Below are 17955 nucleotides of genomic sequence, written 5' to 3' on the forward strand. Positions count from 1 at the left end.
AGCAGGTTACGTGCACGGATGGTCAGTTCACGTGGGTTGAACGGCTTGGTGATGTAATCATCTGCGCCAATTTCCAGACCGAGGTTATTGTCGACTTCATTGTCGAGGCCGGTCAGGAACATCAGTGCGACATTCGCTTGTTCACGCAGTTCTCGCGCCAGCAGAAGGCCGTTTTTGCCCGGCAGGTTGATATCCATGATTACCAGGTTGATATCATTTTCAGACAGGATCTGATGCATTTCCGCGCCATCGGTCGCTTCGAAAACATCGTAGCCTTCTGCTTCGAAAATACTTTTTAACGTGTTGCGTGTTACCAACTCGTCTTCAACGATAAGAATGTGCGGGGTCTGCATGTTTGCTACCTAAATTGCCAACTAAATCGAAACAGGAAGTACCAATAGTCCCTGACCTGCCTGATGCATGTCGAAAATTAACATGATCGGCGTAACATGACTAAAGTACGTAATTGCGTTCTTGATGCACTTTCCATCAACGTCAACAACATCATTAGCTTGGTCGTGGGTACTCTTCCCTCTGGACCCGACAGTGTCAAAAACGGTTGTCATCCTAACCATTTTAACAGCAACATAACAGGTAAAGAGGCACCAGACCGCCAATAAACCTACGCTTCGTTGACATATATCAAGTTCAATTGTAGCACGTTAACAGTTTGGTGAAATCATCACTGCGGAATGATAACGCCTATCACATTTTTTCCACAACTCAAGTAGTTGCACAGGTTAACTGATAAATGTAGTGAATCCAATTACTATCGTTATGTGCGAATGGAAATAGTTCATATAAACATATAGATATCTGCTATCTGTTAACATATAAAACGAATAAACACATCGTAAATAGTTTAGCGTTTTTTATGTGTTATGAAACATCATTTCAGTGATTTATGTTGCATTTTTGTAAATTCGCGCTGCGCAATATGTTGATGTACATCACATTATTGCCTGAAAACTGCAATTTGAGAGAACTTTAAATGCGCTTATCTATTGTGCTGGTTTCGCCAGCAAGGGCCGAAAATATCGGGGCTGCCGCCCGCGCCATGAAAACCATGGGATTTAACGACATGCGTATCGTCGATAGCGTTGCGCACCTGGAACCGGCCGCCCGCTGGGTGGCCCATGGCTCTACTGACATCCTTGACGGCATTACCTGCTACCCCACGCTGGCGGAGGCGCTGCACGACGTCGATTTCACCGTCGCCACCACCGCCCGCAGCCGCGCCCGCTTTCACTACTACGCCACGCCGCAGGAGCTGGTGCCGATGCTGGCCGAAAAAGCGCAGTGGATGGGCCACGCGGCGCTGGTGTTTGGCCGCGAAGATTCCGGGTTAACCAATGATGAACTGGCGTTAGCGGATGTGTTAACCGGTGTGCCGATGGTGGCCGACTATCCGTCGCTGAATCTCGGCCAGGCGGTGATGGTGTATTGTTATCAGCTCTCTTCGCTGTTACAAAACGCGAACCCGCCGGCAACCGCAGGTGACGAAAATCAGCTGATTGCGTTAAGGACGCGTATCACCCATTTACTGGAACGCCTTGAGGTCGCCGGAGATGTAAAACTGGCTGACTGGCTGCAACAACGTATTGGCTTACTTGAACAGCGCGATACGGCAATGTTGCATCGTTTGTTGCATGATATTGAAAAAAATATGGCAGAGTAAAAATCTGTCATCTCTTTTACCTATGGTGTTATGTGTTGTCATTTTGCTTAACTTATGGCTTTTTTCGAGGTTTGTCGTCGGTTGAGCGGTCGGATGTGAAGGGGTTACAAAACGTGACGAAGTTAAAAATACATTGACTTAGACGGGCAGATACTTTAACCAATATAGGTATAGCACAGACAGCTAAATAACAGAGCACACAACATCCATGATTCGCATCAGCAGCATTATGACCATTACCACCACCACTATTACCACAGGTAACGGTGCGGGCTGACGCGTACAGGAAACACAGAAAAAAGCCCGCACCTGAACAGTGCGGGCTTTTTTTCGACTGAAGATCAAGGGGTAAAAACCATGCGAGTCTTGAAGTTCGGCGGTACATCAGTGGCAAACGCGGAAAGGTTTCTGCGTGTTGCCGACATCCTGGAAAGCAACGCCAGGCAGGGGCAGGTAGCAACCGTGCTCTCTGCCCCGGCAAAAATCACCAACCATCTGGTGGCGATGATTGAAAAAACCATTGGCGGCCAGGACGCGCTGACCAATATCGCCGACGCCGAACGTATCTTTGCTGAACTCCTTCAAGGCCTTGCTACCGCGCAGCCGGGTTTCCCGCTGGCGGACCTGAAGGCGGCCGTTGAACTCGAATTTGCCCAGATCAAACATATCCTCCACGGCATCAGCCTGCTCGGCCAGTGCCCGGATAGCGTCAACGCCGGCCTGATCTGCCGCGGCGAGAAGCTGTCGATCGCCATCATGGCGGGCCTGCTGAGCGCGCGTGGCCACAAGGTCACGGTGATTAACCCGGTTGAAAAACTGCTGGCCGTTGGCCACTACCTTGAATCGACAGTCGATATTGCAGAATCTACCCGCCGCATTGCGGCCAGCCAGATCCCGGCAGACCACATGGTGCTGATGGCGGGCTTTACCGCTGGCAACGAGAAGGGTGAGCTGGTGGTGCTGGGGCGTAACGGTTCCGACTACTCCGCCGCGGTGCTGGCGGCCTGTTTACGCGCTGATTGTTGTGAAATCTGGACCGACGTCGACGGCGTTTATACCTGTGACCCGCGCCAGGTGCCGGACGCGGTGCTGCTGAAGAGTATGTCGTATCAGGAAGCGATGGAGCTCTCCTACTTCGGCGCTAAAGTGCTTCACCCTCGTACCATCGCCCCAATCGCCCAGTTCCAGATCCCTTGCTTAATTAAAAACACCGGTAATCCGCAGGCCCCAGGCACGCTGATCGGCGCCAGCAGCGACGATGACGCGCTGCCGGTCAAGGGCATCTCCAACCTCAATAATATGGCGATGTTCAACGTCTCCGGCCCGGGGATGAAAGGCATGGTCGGCATGGCGGCACGCGTGTTTGCCACCATGTCGCGCGCGGGCATCTCCGTGGTGCTGATTACCCAGTCTTCCTCCGAGTACAGCATCAGCTTCTGCGTGCCGCAGAGCGACTGCGCGCGGGCGAAGAAGGCGATGGAAGATGAATTCTACCTGGAGCTGAAAGAAGAGCTGCTGGAGCCGCTGGCCATCATGGAGCGCCTGGCGATCATCTCCGTGGTCGGCGACGGTATGCGCACGCTGCGCGGTATCTCGGCGAAGTTCTTTGCCGCGCTGGCCCGCGCCAATATCAACATCGTGGCGATTGCTCAGGGGTCCTCCGAGCGCTCAATCTCCGTGGTGGTTAACAACGACGACGCCACGACCGGCGTACGCGTTACGCACCAGATGCTGTTTAATACCGACCAGGTGATCGAAGTCTTCCTGGTTGGCGTCGGCGGCGTCGGTGGCGCGCTGCTTGAGCAGATTAAGCGGCAGCAGGCGTGGCTGAAGAAAAAACACATCGACCTGCGCGTGTGCGGCGTGGCGAACTCGCGCGCGCTGCTGACCAGCGTGCACGGGCTGAACCTGGAAAACTGGCAGGCAGAGCTGGCGGAAGCGAAAGAACCGTTCAACCTGGGCCGCCTGATTCGCCTGGTGAAAGAGTATCACCTGCTGAACCCGGTGATCGTCGACTGTACCTCCAGCCAGGCGGTGGCGGATCAGTACGCCGACTTCCTGCGCGAAGGTTTCCACGTGGTGACGCCGAACAAAAAGGCCAATACCTCGTCGATGGACTACTACCATCAGCTGCGCCATGCGGCTGGCCAGTCGCGCCGTAAATTCCTCTACGACACCAACGTGGGCGCGGGGCTGCCGGTGATAGAAAACCTGCAGAACCTGCTCAACGCCGGTGATGAGCTACAGCGCTTCTCCGGGATCCTGTCCGGCTCGCTGTCGTTTATCTTTGGCAAGCTGGATGAAGGCATGAGCCTGTCGGCGGCGACCAAAGTGGCGCGTGAGATGGGCTACACCGAACCGGACCCGCGTGATGACCTGTCGGGAATGGACGTGGCGCGTAAGCTGCTGATTCTGGCTCGCGAAACCGGGCGCAGCCTCGAGTTGAGTGATATTGTGGTGGAATCGGTGCTGCCAGAGAGTTTTGACGCCACCGGCGATACCGAAAGCTTTATGGCGCGTCTGCCGCAGCTTGACGATGAATTTTCCGCCCGCGTGGCGAAAGCGCGTGATGAAGGCAAAGTGCTGCGCTATGTTGGCAATATTGAAGAAGACGGCGTCTGCCGGGTGAAAATTGCCCCCGTTGACGGCAACGACCCGCTGTTCAAAGTGAAAAATGGCGAGAACGCGCTGGCGTTTTATAGCCACTATTATCAGCCGCTGCCGCTGGTGCTGCGCGGCTATGGCGCAGGCAACGATGTTACGGCGGCAGGGGTATTTGCCGATCTTCTGCGCACATTGTCATGGAAGTTAGGAGTTTAAAATGGTTAAGGTGTATGCCCCGGCTTCCAGTGCCAATATGAGCGTCGGGTTTGATGTACTGGGTGCCGCCGTCACGCCGGTTGACGGCAGCCTGCTGGGCGACAACGTATCGGTTGAGGCGGCAGATCGCTTCAGCCTGCAAAATTTAGGGCGCTTTGCGGATAAACTGCCGAGCGAACCGCACGAGAACATCGTTTATCAGTGCTGGGAACGCTTCTGCCAGGAGATTGGCAAGGCGATCCCGGTGGCGATGACGCTGGAAAAAAATATGCCGATCGGTTCAGGGCTGGGCTCCAGCGCCTGTTCCGTGGTCGCCGCGCTGGTGGCGATGAACGAGCACTGCGGCAGGCCGCTGGATGAAACCCGGATGCTGGCGCTGATGGGCGAGCTGGAAGGGCGTATCTCCGGCAGCGTGCACTACGACAACGTCGCGCCGTGCTATCTCGGCGGGATGCAGCTGATGATCGAAGAAAACGACATTATCAGCCAGCAGGTGCCGTGCTTTGACGACTGGCTATGGGTACTGGCCTATCCGGGCATAAAGGTCTCTACGGCGGAAGCGCGGGCGATTCTGCCCGCGCAGTATCGTCGTCAGGACTGCGTGGCGCACGGCCGTCATCTGGCGGGCTTTATTCACGCCTGCTATTCCCGTCAGCCGCAGCTGGCGGCAAAACTGATGAAGGACGTGATTGCCGAGCCGTATCGCACCAAACTGCTGCCGGGCTTCAGCGAAGCGCGTCAGGCGGTGGCCGGCATTGGCGCAGTGGCCTGCGGCATCTCCGGCTCCGGGCCGACACTGTTTGCCCTGTGCGATAAAACCGAGACCGCCCAGCGCGTGGCGGACTGGCTCGGTCAGCATTATTTGCAGAATCAAGAAGGCTTCGTTCATATTTGCCGGCTGGACACGGCGGGCGCACGAGTAGTGGGATAACCGATGAAACTCTATAACTTAAAAGATCACAATGAGCAGGTCAGCTTCGCGCAGGCCGTGACTCAAGGGCTTGGCAAGCAACAGGGGCTGTTCTTTCCGTTAGATTTACCGGAATTCAACCTGACCGACATTGATGAGCTGCTGACGCAGGATTTCGTCACCCGCAGCGCGAAAATTCTCTCCGCGTTTATCGGCGATGAGATCCCCGAATCCGAGCTTGCCGCGCGTATCGCGACGGCGTTCACCTTCCCGGCGCCGGTTAACAAGGTGCAGGACGACATCGGCTGTCTCGAACTGTTCCACGGCCCGACCCTGGCGTTCAAAGACTTCGGCGGCCGCTTTATGGCGCAGATGCTCACCCATATCGCCGGCGACAAACCGGTGACAATCCTGACGGCGACCTCCGGTGATACCGGCGCGGCCGTGGCGCATGCGTTCTACGGCCTGCCGAACGTCAAAGTGGTGATCCTCTATCCGCGCGGTAAGATTAGCCCGCTGCAGGAAAAACTGTTCTGCACCCTGGGCGGCAACATTGAAACCGTGGCTATTGACGGCGACTTTGATGCCTGTCAGGCGCTGGTGAAGCAGGCGTTCGATGACGAAGAGCTGAAGGTGGCGCTGGGGCTGAACTCGGCCAACTCTATCAACATCAGCCGCCTGCTGGCGCAGATTTGCTACTACTTCGAAGCGGTGGCGCAGCTGCCGCAGGAAGCGCGTAACCAGCTGGTGATTTCCGTACCAAGCGGTAACTTTGGCGATCTGACCGCGGGCCTGCTGGCGAAATCGCTCGGTCTGCCGGTGAAACGCTTTATCGCTGCCACCAACGCCAACGACACCGTGCCGCGCTTCCTGCAGGACGGCAAGTGGGCGCCGAAAGCCACTCAGGCGACGCTGTCCAACGCGATGGACGTCAGCCAGCCGAACAACTGGCCGCGCGTCGAAGAGCTGTTCCGCCGTAAAATCTGGCGTCTGAACGAGCTGGGCTACGCGGCGGTGGACGATGAGACCACCAAAGCGACCATGCGTGAGCTACAGGCGCTGGGCTACACCTCCGAACCCCATGCGGCAATTGCTTACCGCGCGCTGCGCGACCAGCTGCAGCAGGGCGAATATGGCCTGTTCCTCGGTACCGCGCATCCGGCGAAATTCAAGGAAAGCGTAGAAGCGATCCTTGAGGAAACGCTGCCGCTGCCAAAAGCGCTGGCGGACCGCGCCGATCTGCCGCTGCTCTCGCACAACCTGCCGGCTGACTACGCCGCGCTGCGCAAGCTGATGATGAGCAACGCGTAATGTCTCCGTTTCCCCCTCTATAGCGGAGGGGGAAATAGGGAGAAATTATGCAGGAATTCGTCAGGGAAAAAGGAGAAATTCCCAATAAATGCGGGGCGTTAGATTATAGGATTGCAGAGAATAACAACGTGGGTTCCAGGGCGGTAAGCTCTCTTCATCGGCCACACTGGCGAACGAAGAACCAAGGAGTTACCCATGTTAAAACCTGCGATGTTTGCACTGGCAATGATGCTGGCGGCTCCGGTTATCACTCAGGCCGCAGAGATTACGCTGGTGCCTGCCGTGAAGCTGCAAATTGGCGACCAGGACAATAACGGTCGCTACTGGGATGGCGGCCACTGGCGCGACCACGGCTGGTGGAACGATCACTATGAATGGCGCGACAACCGCTGGCATGCCCATACGCCACCGCCTCCGCATCACGATAACCGTGGGCACGATGACCATCATGACAATCGTCACGATGACCACGGTCATGATAATCACGGTCGCGGCGACGATCATCGCCCACCGTCAGGCCATCATTAATCGTGAATTCAGGTAGCCTGCGGGCTACCTGCTTACTGTTCGTGGCGCTTGAAGACTAACTCTTCGGTGCTCGAACTTTCCGCATCAAAGAAATACCCTTCGCTATCAAAACCGGTCAACTGCTCTGGTTTCGACAGACGGTTCTCAATGATGTAGCGGCTCATCAGCCCGCGCGCCTTTTTGGCGTAGAAGCTAATCACCTTAAACTTACCGTTTTTCTCATCGAGGAAGACGGGCTTAATGATTTGCCCCTTCAACGCTTTCGGTTTCACCGAGCGGAAGTATTCATCTGATGCCAGATTCACCACGATATCGTCGCCCTGATCGTGCAGCGCGGCGTTCAGCGTATGGGTGATTTCCTCACCCCAGAACTGATACAGATCTTTCCCGCGCGGGTTCTCAAGACGAATCCCCATTTCCAGACGATAAGGCTGCATGAGATCCAGCGGGCGCAGCACGCCGTACAGGCCGGAGAGCATGCGCAGGTGCTTCTGCGCGAAGTCAAAATCGGCTTCACTGAAGGTTTCCGCCTGTAGCCCGGTGTAGACGTCGCCTTTGAACGCCAGAATCGCCTGGCGGGCGTTATCTGGCGTGAAGTCCGGGTGCCAGTCGTGGAAGCGGGTGGCGTTTAAATCCGCCAGCTTATCGCTAATCCCCATCAGCGCTTTAATCTGCGGCGCTGAGAGCTTGCGCGCCACGCCGATCAGCTGCTGAGAGTGCTCCAGCAGCATCGGCTGGGTATAGCGCGTGGTGGCCAGCGGGCTTTGGTAGTCGAGCGTTTTAGCCGGAGAAATCAGAATCAGCATATCCAGTCCTTGCAGAAAATTTCACGCAACTTTAACAAAAAAACGGCCGCAGGTGATCGATTGCTGCTATTGGCGCGGCGGTTGATCCCAACTTTCCGGCGCTAGCTGGCGGGCGATTTCCGGGTAGTAGTCCGGGTCGAACACCGGCGTGACGCCGAGTTTACGCTGGCGCAGATAGTCCAGCGCAATGATTTTGACGACCGGCGATAGCAGCAAAATAGCCGAAAGGTTGGTGATCGCCATCAACGCCATAATCACGTCCGCCAGCTGCCAGACCACCGGCAGGCTGAGCTGGCTGCCCATCACCACCATCAGCAGCGTACCGATACGCAGCAGCCAGATGGCCCACGGCTTATTGCAGCGTAGGAAGATCAGATTGTTTTCGGCGTAGACGTAGTTGGCGACGATCGAGGTAAAAGCAAACATGACCATCACCAGCGCCACAAAGCTCGCGCCCCAGTGGCCAACCAGTACGCTCATCGCGTGCTGGATAAGCTGAATACCGTCATAGCCGGTGGTCCGGGTACCGTGGCCCGCCAGCAGCACCACCATGGCGCTGGCGCTACAGATAACGATGGTATCAATTAGTACGCCGATCATCTGCACGATGCCCTGCGCCGCCGGGTGAGGGGGGAAGGAGGCCGCTGCTGCCGCCGCGTTAGGCGTGGAACCCATCCCCGCTTCGTTGGAGAACATACTGCGCTGAAAGCCGCTGGTAATCGCCTGGCTGACGCTATAGCCGACCGCGCCCGCCGCCGCTTCTTGCCAGCCAAAAGCGCTGCGAATAATCATGTTGATGATGGCCGGCATTTCCACGATATGCCACAGCGAGATCAGCAGGCAGGTGACGACCCATACCAGCGCCATCAACGGCACCAGCCACTGGCTAAGCCGCGCCACGCCTTTCAGGCCGCGCATAATCACCAGCAGCGCAAGGAACGCCATCACGACGCCGGTCACGCTGCGAGGAATGTCGAAGGCATACTTCAGCGCATGCGCCGTGGAGTTTGCCTGCACGATGTTGAAGATTAAGCCGTAGGCGAGCAGCAGGAACAGCGAGAAGAGCACGCCCATCCAGCGCATGCCCAGCCCTCGCGTCATATACCAGGCCGGCCCGCCACGGAACTGCCCGCTGGCGTCACGCTCTTTGTAAAGCTGGGCCAGCGAGCATTCGGCGAAGCTGCTGGCCATGCCGATAATGGCGGCTACCCACATCCAGAACACCGCACCGGGGCCGCCGACGGTGATCGCCAGCGCCACCCCGGCGAGGTTGCCGCTGCCGACGCGCGCGGCCAGGCTGATGCACAGCACCTGGAATGAAGTCAGCCCGCCGTCGCCTGGCTTCAGGCTTCTTTTCAGACTTTTGCTAAACTGACGGATGTAGCGAAACTGGATGTAGCCGGTTCTCCATGTAAACCAGATACCACACCCCAGGAGCAGGTAAATCATTACCGAGCCCCACAGTATTTCGCTGATAAAAGACAGGAAATCAGGCATTAAACGTCCTCTTGTCTATGCCGAACGGGCGGCTGAATCCGGGAAACAAACGCTGCTTCACACGATTCGATTCAGCCAATGTAAGCGTTACCACAATCAGCGCGCACAGCGGCCACGTCTGAAAGTCCAATGCTTGAGTTTATCATACTCTGCGCTCTCATGACGTCGGCGGTTGCGCTGAGGGAGCGGCGTGATATTATCGGGGCAGACCGGTTACATCCCCCTAACAGCTGTTTAAAGAGAAACACTATCATGACGGATAAATTGACATCTCTGCGTCAGTACACAACCGTAGTGGCTGACACCGGAGACATCGCAGCAATGAAGCTGTATCAGCCTCAGGATGCGACAACTAACCCTTCCCTGATTCTGGGCGCAGCACAGATCCCTGAGTACCGCAAACTGATCGACGATGCGGTTGCCTGGGCGCGTAGCCAGAGCAGCGACCGTGCGCAGCAGGTTGTAGATGCTACCGACAAACTGGCCGTAAACATCGGTCTGGAAATTCTGAAGCTGGTCCCGGGCCGTATTTCTACTGAAGTTGACGCGCGCCTGTCCTATGACACCGAAGCGTCCATCGCCAAAGCCAAGCGCCTGATCAAAATGTACAACGATGCTGGCATCAGCAACGATCGTATCCTGATCAAACTGGCTTCTACCTGGCAGGGCATCCGCGCGGCGGAGCAGCTGGAAAAAGACGGCATCAACTGTAACCTGACTCTGCTGTTCTCCTTCGCTCAGGCGCGTGCCTGTGCGGAAGCGGGCGTGTTCCTGATCTCCCCGTTTGTGGGTCGTATTCTGGATTGGTACAAAGCCAATACCGATAAGAAAGAGTACGCGCCAGCGGAAGATCCGGGCGTGGTTTCCGTGAGCGAAATCTACCAGTACTACAAAGAACACGGTTATGAAACCGTCGTGATGGGCGCAAGCTTCCGTAACATCGGCGAAATCCTTGAGCTGGCTGGCTGCGACCGCCTGACCATCGCCCCTGCGCTGCTCAAAGAGCTGGCAGAAAGCGAAGGCCCGCTGGAGCGTAAACTGACCTTCACCGGTGAAGTGAAAGCGCGTCCGAGCCGCATCACCGAATCCGAGTTCCTGTGGCAGCACAACCAGGATCCGATGGCGGTCGACAAACTGGCGGAAGGTATCCGTAAGTTTGCGATTGACCAGGAAAAACTGGAAAAAATGATCGGCGACCTGCTGTAATTCAGCCAGGACGTCATGCGACAGCCCGCTTTTCTTGATAGAGAGCGGGCTGTTTTTTTAATGCTGGAGGGAAGGGAGCTCGTCAGCGGAAAGGCCGGTGATCTCAATGATATCCGCCACCGACATCCCTTTTTTCAGTAACGCCTGCGCGATATGACGGGCCGCTTCGCGTTTGCCTGTTTGTAGACCTTGCTGCACCCCTTGCTGTATTCCTTCTACCCGACCTTCCTGCTTCAGTTGTTCCGCTAATGTCATCAGTTCGTCTCCATACTGAGGCGCGCGCTGCGCCATTTCGTACAACAACGTGCGGGCATCCTGGGCTTCTCCCGCCTGGAGCATATAGTTTACCAGCGCAATCACCTGTTGTCCGCTGATGTTGTTGCAGGTTAATAGCCCCGCTAGTTTATCGAGAAGCCGAGTGAGATCGCGCTGGCGTATATGCTTTTGAATCAACGTCAGCGCAGCCATACTGCGGTGACGCATGATCTCATCATCGGGGATTACCGTGATATCCACCAACGGAAATGGCTGACTATAAATGCGTTCCGCTAGCTGCGGTTCGGTGAAGTTATCCAGCCAGTTCAGGGAGTAGGGGTAAGGACTTTTTCGCCCCTGGTAAAACAGAATGGGGATCACCAGCGGTAGCGATTTATGCCCGGCCTCCAGATGGCGTTGCATGGCGGCAATGGCATAACGCATCAGACGAAAGGCCATATGTTTATCGGGCGAGCTTTGATGTTCAATCAGCACGTGAATATAACCCGCCCCGCAAACCGTATTCAGCGAGTAGAGCATATCGCTGAAGTAAGGGTGCAAATCGTCCTCGATGAAGCTACCCGATTCCAGCTGTAGCGTTTGCAGATCGCACAAATGTAGAAGCGCTGGAGGAAGGTGAAGGGCAATAAAATCCCGCGCTGTTTCCATATGTGAAAGAAAGGCTTTAAAGACTAAATCATGCGGTGTGGGTGTCCTGTTTTTTCGCATGTCCTACCCTCCGTGGAAGCGTGTGGGCGGAGTCTGCCACTACGGCTATTTTCACGGTAGCGAATTGTGAATTAGCGTGCTGGTTTTGCGGCGAGCCTCGGGAAATGGGGTGTGATTACCCCTCCGGTGTCTTAGTATTACCGACCATTCACGTGTATCATTCTGCTTAACAGTACAGTTTCAACGGAATAATCATGAACACGTTACGCATTGGCTTAGTTTCTATCTCTGACCGCGCCTCCAGCGGCGTTTACCAGGACAAAGGCCTGCCGGCGCTTGAAGAGTGGCTGAGCAGCGCGCTGGCTACCCCATTTAAAGTCGAAACCCGCCTGATCCCCGACGAGCAAACCATTATCGAGCAAACCCTGTGCGAGCTGGTCGATGAGATGAGCTGCCACCTGGTGCTGACCACCGGCGGTACCGGCCCGGCGCGTCGCGATGTGACCCCGGATGCCACGCTGGCGATTGCCGATCGCGTGATGCCGGGCTTTGGCGAGCAGATGCGCCAGGTGAGCCTGCACTTTGTACCGACGGCGATCCTCTCTCGTCAGGTCGGGGTGATTCGTAAACAGGCGCTGATCCTCAACCTGCCGGGCCAGCCGAAAGCGATTCAGGAAACGCTGGAAGGGGTGAAGGATGCCGATGGCAAGGTGCTGGTGAACGGTATCTTTGCGAGTGTACCGTATTGTGTACAATTGCTGGAAGGGCCTTATATCGAAACGCATCCGCAGGTGGTAGCAGCATTTCGCCCTAAGAGCGCACGTCGCGAGACTTTATCCTGAATGTGATGCTTTTCTGACATAACCTATCATTCCTCTGGAGTGCGATAGGGTTTACGGTATAGTCATTTTTGCTTTACACAAATCGTAAACTTATATCAACAGTCCGACTTTGCGAATGGTTTGTTATGTCACATTACACCCGACCTCTGAATCGACAGGATTATAAAACGCTGACGCTGGCCGCCCTGGGCGGCGCGCTGGAGTTTTATGATTTCATCATCTTCGTCTTCTTTGCCGCTGTGGTAGGGGAGCTTTTCTTCCCGGCGGATATCCCTGAGTGGCTGCGCCAGGTGCAAACCTTCGGCATCTTTGCCGCCGGCTATCTGGCTCGTCCGCTGGGCGGCATTATCATGGCGCACTTTGGCGATCTGGTCGGGCGCAAAAAAATGTTTACCCTTAGCATCCTGCTGATGGCGGTACCGACGCTGGCGATTGGCCTGTTGCCGACTTACGCCACTGCCGGGCTGGCGGCGCCGCTGCTGCTGCTGCTGATGCGTATTTTGCAGGGCGCGGCGATTGGCGGCGAAGTGCCGGGGGCGTGGGTGTTTGTCGCCGAGCACGTTCCGGCCCGGCGCATTGGTATCGCCTGCGGTACGCTGACGGCGGGGCTAACGGTGGGGATCCTGCTGGGCTCCGTGGTGGCGACGCTGATCAACACGCAACTGACCGCGCAGGCCATTCACGACGGCGGCTGGCGTATCCCTTTTCTGCTCGGCGGGGCCTTTGGGCTGGTGGCGATGTACCTGCGGCGCTGGCTGCAGGAGACGCCTATCTTCCTCGAAATGCAGCAGCGTAAAGCGCTGGCGCAAGAGCTGCCAATTAAATCCGTGGTCCTCAAGCACAAGCAGGCGGTGGTGGTCTCAATGCTGCTGACCTGGCTGCTCTCCGCCGGTATCGTGGTGGTGATTCTGATGTCACCGGTCTGGCTGCAAAAGCAGTACGGCTTTGCCCCAGCGTTGACCTTACAGGCCAATAGCGTGGCGACAATAATGCTCTGCGTTGGCTGCCTGTTGGCGGGGTTGATTGTTGACCGCATCGGGGCCAGTAAAACCTTTATTGTGGGCAGCATCCTGCTCGCTTGCTCTAGCTGGGTTTTCTACCATCTTGCCGGAACGCACCCTGAGCAGCTGTTTTTACTCTACGGGCTGGTAGGTCTGTGTGTGGGTGTCGTGGGCGCCGTGCCTTATGTGATGGTCCGCGCCTTCCCGGCGGAGGTGCGCTTTAGTGGTATTTCCTTCTCCTACAATGTCTCTTACGCCATTTTTGGCGGCCTGACGCCGATTGCCGTCACCATGTTGATGGGCGTTTCGCCGATGGCGCCAGCCTGGTATGTGCTGGCGCTGTCGTTGATTGGCCTTGGGCTCGGTATCTGGCTGCGTAAAGAGATACCCGCAGTAAGCAGCGCCCCTGCCGAGGCGTAAGCTGACACCACGCGGCGTCGACCCCGGCGTCGCGTGTGCTAGCGAATAATGGTGACGTCTTTAAAGGTAAACCGTTTTTTCTGCCCCGCTTCCTGATAACCGATGCGAATGTAGACGCGCAAATTTTCCAGCCAGGCGTAATCGCTGCTCATTGCTCTGCCATCGCCCCGATCATCGGTGCAGATAAGCTCGATATAGCGCCCAGGGAAAGCCTTGTTCAGCGTTGAGGCATCGCGCCACGGGCCTTCCACACGACAATCCTGACGCTTCGATTTGCTTCCCTCCGGGGCGGTATCATCTTGCAGTACCGCATGCCAGTGGTACGGCTGGCCAGCCTCCGGCGTCACGCTAAAGTTGGTTTCCAGCGTCTGAGCGATGAACGGGCTATTTTTCATCGAATCCCACTGTTTCAGATCAACGATATTGAATAATCGATGGTACTGGCTATAGAACGTCACCCCTTTGAGTATCAGCGTATCAAGCGTGAGGGTACTACCGTCAGGCAGCCTGTCGATGCGCGTTTTGCCCTTAATATCGCTGTCGCCAGGCCACACCGGCGTATAGGTGAGGCTGGAAAACACAGGCGCGTTACGCCCGTTTTTCAGTACCTGCATTGCTGTCTTGCTTACCGTTTCGGAAAGCGGGTAACGGGCTAAAGCCGCAGGATCGTTGTGTTCGAAATCGGGGATTGTCAGCGGTGCATCAGCTTCGGTTTTCTGCCGGGCTACCCACGTGCCGCTGCCGGTAAACGCGTTGAGATCCTGTAGGGCACACAGTTGCTTCACGGGGGCGGTAAGCGTGGCGGGGAGGGAAGTGAAGGCGGAATCCGTGGTTGTGGTGTTGTCAGTCACAACGTTGGCATTCAGAGAGAACGCTCGTTCAATGCGCGCCTGCTGGTTATCGCAATTAACCTGCATCTGGCTGATTTTAAAGTCGTAGGGCGCGTCATATTTCTTTTCACGATGAACCTGAGCGTAATCCGTACCTACGCGCAGATTGAGCATATTGCCCTCGCGATGGCTGTTATTCAGGTCGATAAACGGCTGGTCGCCGTTCTTATCTGCGGCAGTGAGTCCTACCCAACGAGGCGGCGCGACGTTTTGTTTGCAGACATCGAGTGCAGGGTTGGTGCTGAGCAGGCTATCGGCATCGGGCTCGAAAGGGACGCCGGGAATATAGCGGGCGAAAGAGTTACCGCCGTAGGCGCGGATATTGCTCCCGGTTACCGTGTGCAGGTTCATATACAGCAGCGTTTTTTCATGGGTTTGGCAATCAACGTTTAGCCAAAGATGATTACGTGATCCCTCTGACATCGTAATCCGATACACGGTATTGATGCTATCCCCGACGCGTACGGTATTTTCCTTATCCCAGTCAACGCTTCTGACTTCAGGCGTTGGTAGCGCACTGGCACCAACGGGCATCAAGGCTCCACAGGCCAGAATCAGGGGGCAAGCTGAGGTGAGGCGCATCATCAATAATCCTTTTTATCATGAGAAGTTATTGAAAATAGCGCAAATTATCAGGAAGCGATAATCCCAGTATCGGTAGTTTATGGGTAAAAAAAACGCCGGACAGGCCGGCGTTTTTCAGGATGAGGCGAGGATCAGTGTTTTTCACCAATCGGCAGTACGGTGCGACCGAACTGTTCGTTCAGCACTTCACCCATTGCCAGGTAAATAGCGCTCGCGCCACAAACCAGGCCAACCCAACCCGCTACGTGAATAATCGCTTCGTTGCCGTTGATGTTGCCAATGGCCAGCAGCGCGAACAGCACGGTCAGGCTCAGGAACACGAACTGCAGCATGCGCGCCGCTTTCAGCGTACCGAAGAACATGAACAGCGTGAACACGCCCCACAGGCCCAGGTAAGCGCCGAGGAATTGTGCGTTAGGCGCATCGCTCATCCCCATCTTCGGCAGCAGCAGAATGGCGACCAGGGTCAACCAGAAAGAGCCGTAGGAGGTGAAAGCGGTCAGACCGAAAGTATTCCCTTTCTTGTATTCCAGCAGGCCCGCGAAAATCTGCGCGATACCGCCGTAAAAAATACCCATAGCGAGAATAATGCCGTCAAAGGCGAAGAAACCGGCGTTATGCAGGTTAAGCAGAATGGTGGTCATGCCGAAGCCCATCAGGCCCAGCGGTGCCGGGTTAGCCAACTTAGTGTTGCCCATAATTCCTCAAATCATCATTGAATGGTGAAATAATCTCCCCAGTTGCCGGGGGCGCGGCATCATAATCAGGAGTAAACGGGCTGTCTATGATCTGATCGGGGGAAAATGAACTATTTTCCCCCGTTAACTTATCCGGCACGCTGGAGCGCCGCGCGGGCAATCAGCCGACGCAGGCAGGCAATGCGTAAAACGGCGGGGATGGTGACGCGATAAGCGCTGCCGCTGACGGCCTTAACGCCATTCACCGCTGCGCCCACCGGGCCACCCAGACCGGCGCCGCGCATCAAACCGTGGCCGATGACGCTGACGGCGGCATGTTTATGCAGAATGTGGCTAAGCTGGCCGTCCAGCAGATGCTCAATGCCGTGGTCCAGACGATGGCTGTCGATAAGCTGCGGCAGCAGGGCTTCCAGTTCCATCACCTTCAGCTCGATTGCCGCGTGAAAGCGCGCTTTCTGCTCGTCATTCATTCGCTTCCAGGCGTGGCGAACAAACTGTTCCAGCAGCTGCTTCTCAATGGCTGCAGTCGGCATGGTTTTATCGGCTTTCAGGCCCAGGCGTTTGGCGACGTCGCGCAGGATTTCGCGGTACAGCTTGCCGTGGCCGCGGATCTGGTTGGCGATGCTATCGCCGCCAAAGTGCTGAAACTCGCCGGCGATCAGCTGCCAGTTGCGGCGGTGCTGCTCCGGGTGGCCATCCATCGACATATACAGCTCATTGTGCAGCAGTGCGCTCGACAGGCGACGTTTGCCTTTTTCATTATGCGTGAGCAACTGCGCTAAGCGCGCCAGCTGTTCTTCGTTGCAGTGCTGAAGGAACGTGAGGTCTTCATCATTCAGATAGGAAACTTTCATTGGCGTTCGTGGCTTGTGTGAGCGGGGCGAGGTTAATCGTCGCCGATGATTTTTAGCGACGCCATATCGGAAGAGTTCACGGTATGGCCTGAGAAACTGATTCGGGATACGCAGCGTTTGTTGTCGTTATCGCTGTTGATGTTGATCCAGTCAGTTGTCTCACCTTCTTTCAATGAGGAAGGAACGTTAAGGCTCTGGCTGCTGCTGCGGGCGGCCTTAAAGTAGACGGAGGCGCCGCTGAGCTGCGCGTCGCCGCGGTCGACCGTGAGCTTGATGCGCTTCACCACCCGGCAGATAGGCAGCTTGAGGGTCAGATCGTTAGTTTCATTGCGAGGCAGGGCGATAACGCCCAGCGTTTTGTGGTCGTTGGCGCAGGCGGTGCTGGCCAGCATCAGGCCGAGCGCCAGGCTCGCCGAGACGTTCAAAATGGTTTTCATTGTATTCCTTACCGGAGGGGCCATTTCAGTGAGTGAAATGCTGAGGGGAATTTTATCCCTCGCCGGTACGGTTTTCAGCGCTCAATTATAACAACTTATGACAGTAATTTGCTGAATGAATTGGTGTTTTTATATGTTTATAATGAATCTATTACGTCAAGGCGGCAGAAATAAAAGCGCACTGAATGAAAAATTTTTACTGCTGCCCCTTGATGGATGCCGTTGCGACCCCATCTTGTAGTCAACCGCAGTGAGTGAGTCTGAAAAAAAACGATTCAGGGCAGTTGAAACCGAGCGTTTTGCCCTTATTACAGACTCACAACCACATGTTGACTGAATTTTTAGTGGAGACGTTTAGATGGGTAAAATTATTGGTATCGACCTGGGTACTACCAACTCTTGTGTAGCGATTATGGATGGCACTACTGCACGCGTGCTGGAGAACGCCGAAGGCGATCGCACCACGCCTTCTATCATGGCGTATACACAGGATGGTGAAACTCTGGTTGGTCAGCCGGCTAAACGTCAGGCAGTGACAAACCCGCAAA

18 protein-coding genes, 1 pseudogene and 1 other annotated feature are annotated in these 17955 nt (G+C 55.8%); of the genes and pseudogenes, 11 read left to right on the plus strand and 8 right to left on the minus strand.

Going from position 1 to position 17955, the window contains the following annotated elements:
* Window positions 1-353, minus strand: a 353-nt coding sequence (locus ACK5JN_RS24150) for a response regulator (RefSeq protein ID WP_416872461.1), incomplete at its 3' end; no start/stop codon positions are given.
* Between the two features lie 96 nt (window positions 354-449).
* Between ACK5JN_RS24150 and yjjY the strand changes: the two are divergent.
* The 7 genes and pseudogenes from yjjY to ACK5JN_RS24185 all read left to right on the plus strand — a co-directional run bounded on the left by yjjY (window position 450) and on the right by ACK5JN_RS24185 (window position 7247).
* Window positions 450-591, plus strand: a pseudogene (yjjY, locus tag ACK5JN_RS24155) (protein YjjY).
* 400 nt (window positions 592-991) lie between these two features.
* Window positions 992-1678, plus strand: coding sequence for a tRNA/rRNA methyltransferase (locus ACK5JN_RS24160; protein WP_416872462.1), 687 nt, complete (start codon window positions 992-994; stop codon window positions 1676-1678).
* 208 nt (window positions 1679-1886) lie between these two features.
* Window positions 1887-1955, plus strand: coding sequence for a thr operon leader peptide (thrL, locus tag ACK5JN_RS24165; protein ID WP_072129079.1), 69 nt, complete (start codon window positions 1887-1889; stop codon window positions 1953-1955).
* Window positions 1894-2011, plus strand: a sequence feature (Thr leader region). Its footprint overlaps the gene before it by 62 nt.
* Before the next feature lie 24 nt (window positions 2012-2035).
* Window positions 2036-4498 (plus strand): bifunctional aspartate kinase/homoserine dehydrogenase I, encoded by a 2463-nt coding sequence (gene thrA, locus ACK5JN_RS24170; protein WP_416872463.1) that lies wholly within the window; start codon window positions 2036-2038, stop codon window positions 4496-4498.
* A gap of 1 nt (window position 4499) precedes the next feature.
* Entirely contained in the window at window positions 4500-5429 is a 930-nt protein-coding gene (gene thrB, locus ACK5JN_RS24175; protein WP_416872464.1) for a homoserine kinase, read from the plus strand.
* 3 nt (window positions 5430-5432) lie between these two features.
* Complete coding sequence (gene thrC, locus ACK5JN_RS24180; RefSeq protein ID WP_416872465.1) at window positions 5433-6719, plus strand: threonine synthase; 1287 nt, start codon at window positions 5433-5435, stop codon at window positions 6717-6719.
* A gap of 195 nt (window positions 6720-6914) precedes the next feature.
* Window positions 6915-7247, plus strand: a complete 333-nt coding sequence (locus tag ACK5JN_RS24185; protein WP_416872466.1) for a DUF2502 domain-containing protein — start codon at window positions 6915-6917, stop codon at window positions 7245-7247.
* A 32-nt stretch (window positions 7248-7279) separates the two neighbouring features.
* Here the strand turns inward: ACK5JN_RS24185 and yaaA are convergent, their stop codons facing one another.
* Entirely contained in the window at window positions 7280-8053 is a 774-nt protein-coding gene (gene yaaA, locus ACK5JN_RS24190) for a peroxide stress protein YaaA (protein ID WP_416872467.1), read from the minus strand.
* A gap of 66 nt (window positions 8054-8119) precedes the next feature.
* Complete coding sequence (locus ACK5JN_RS24195; protein ID WP_416872468.1) at window positions 8120-9550, minus strand: alanine/glycine:cation symporter family protein; 1431 nt, start codon at window positions 9548-9550, stop codon at window positions 8120-8122.
* Window positions 9551-9802: 252 nt separating this feature from the next.
* Here ACK5JN_RS24195 and tal point away from each other — a divergent pair, with 252 nt between their 5' ends.
* Window positions 9803-10756: a transaldolase gene (gene tal / locus ACK5JN_RS24200; RefSeq protein ID WP_106925274.1), complete on the plus strand. Its 954-nt coding sequence runs from the start codon at window positions 9803-9805 to the stop codon at window positions 10754-10756.
* A gap of 57 nt (window positions 10757-10813) precedes the next feature.
* Here tal and ACK5JN_RS24205 read toward each other — a convergent pair whose 3' ends face one another.
* On the minus strand, window positions 10814-11740 hold the full coding sequence (locus ACK5JN_RS24205; protein WP_416872469.1) for an Rpn family recombination-promoting nuclease/putative transposase: 927 nt from the start codon (window positions 11738-11740) through the stop codon (window positions 10814-10816).
* 194 nt (window positions 11741-11934) lie between these two features.
* Here ACK5JN_RS24205 and mog point away from each other — a divergent pair, with 194 nt between their 5' ends.
* Complete coding sequence (gene mog, locus ACK5JN_RS24210) at window positions 11935-12522, plus strand: molybdopterin adenylyltransferase (RefSeq protein ID WP_416872470.1); 588 nt, start codon at window positions 11935-11937, stop codon at window positions 12520-12522.
* Window positions 12523-12647: 125 nt separating this feature from the next.
* Entirely contained in the window at window positions 12648-13943 is a 1296-nt protein-coding gene (locus ACK5JN_RS24215) for an MFS transporter (RefSeq protein WP_416872471.1), read from the plus strand.
* Between the two features lie 38 nt (window positions 13944-13981).
* Here the strand turns inward: ACK5JN_RS24215 and ACK5JN_RS24220 are convergent, their stop codons facing one another.
* From ACK5JN_RS24220 to ACK5JN_RS24235, 4 genes are all read right to left on the minus strand, one after another.
* A complete protein-coding gene (locus ACK5JN_RS24220; protein ID WP_416872472.1) occupies window positions 13982-15367 on the minus strand; it encodes a hypothetical protein in 1386 nt (461 codons plus the stop codon).
* Between the two features lie 182 nt (window positions 15368-15549).
* The gene (satP, locus tag ACK5JN_RS24225; RefSeq protein ID WP_064547261.1) at window positions 15550-16116 is read right to left on the minus strand and encodes an acetate uptake transporter; all 567 of its coding nucleotides are present in this window, start codon (window positions 16114-16116) and stop codon (window positions 15550-15552) included.
* Window positions 16117-16244: 128 nt separating this feature from the next.
* A complete protein-coding gene (msyB, locus tag ACK5JN_RS24230) occupies window positions 16245-16970 on the minus strand; it encodes an acidic protein MsyB (RefSeq protein ID WP_416872473.1) in 726 nt (241 codons plus the stop codon).
* A 32-nt stretch (window positions 16971-17002) separates the two neighbouring features.
* Window positions 17003-17407: a DUF2541 family protein gene (locus ACK5JN_RS24235; RefSeq protein ID WP_416872474.1), complete on the minus strand. Its 405-nt coding sequence runs from the start codon at window positions 17405-17407 to the stop codon at window positions 17003-17005.
* A gap of 358 nt (window positions 17408-17765) precedes the next feature.
* On the opposite strand from ACK5JN_RS24235, the gene ACK5JN_RS24240 reads away from it, so the two are divergent.
* Window positions 17766-17955 (plus strand): Hsp70 family protein (locus ACK5JN_RS24240; protein ID WP_416872475.1); only part of this gene is annotated, 190 nt, incomplete at its 3' end.

Origin of the sequence: Kluyvera sp. (genome assembly GCF_047971185.1) — a bacterium.
Taxonomy (GTDB): Bacteria; Pseudomonadota; Gammaproteobacteria; order Enterobacterales; family Enterobacteriaceae; genus Kluyvera.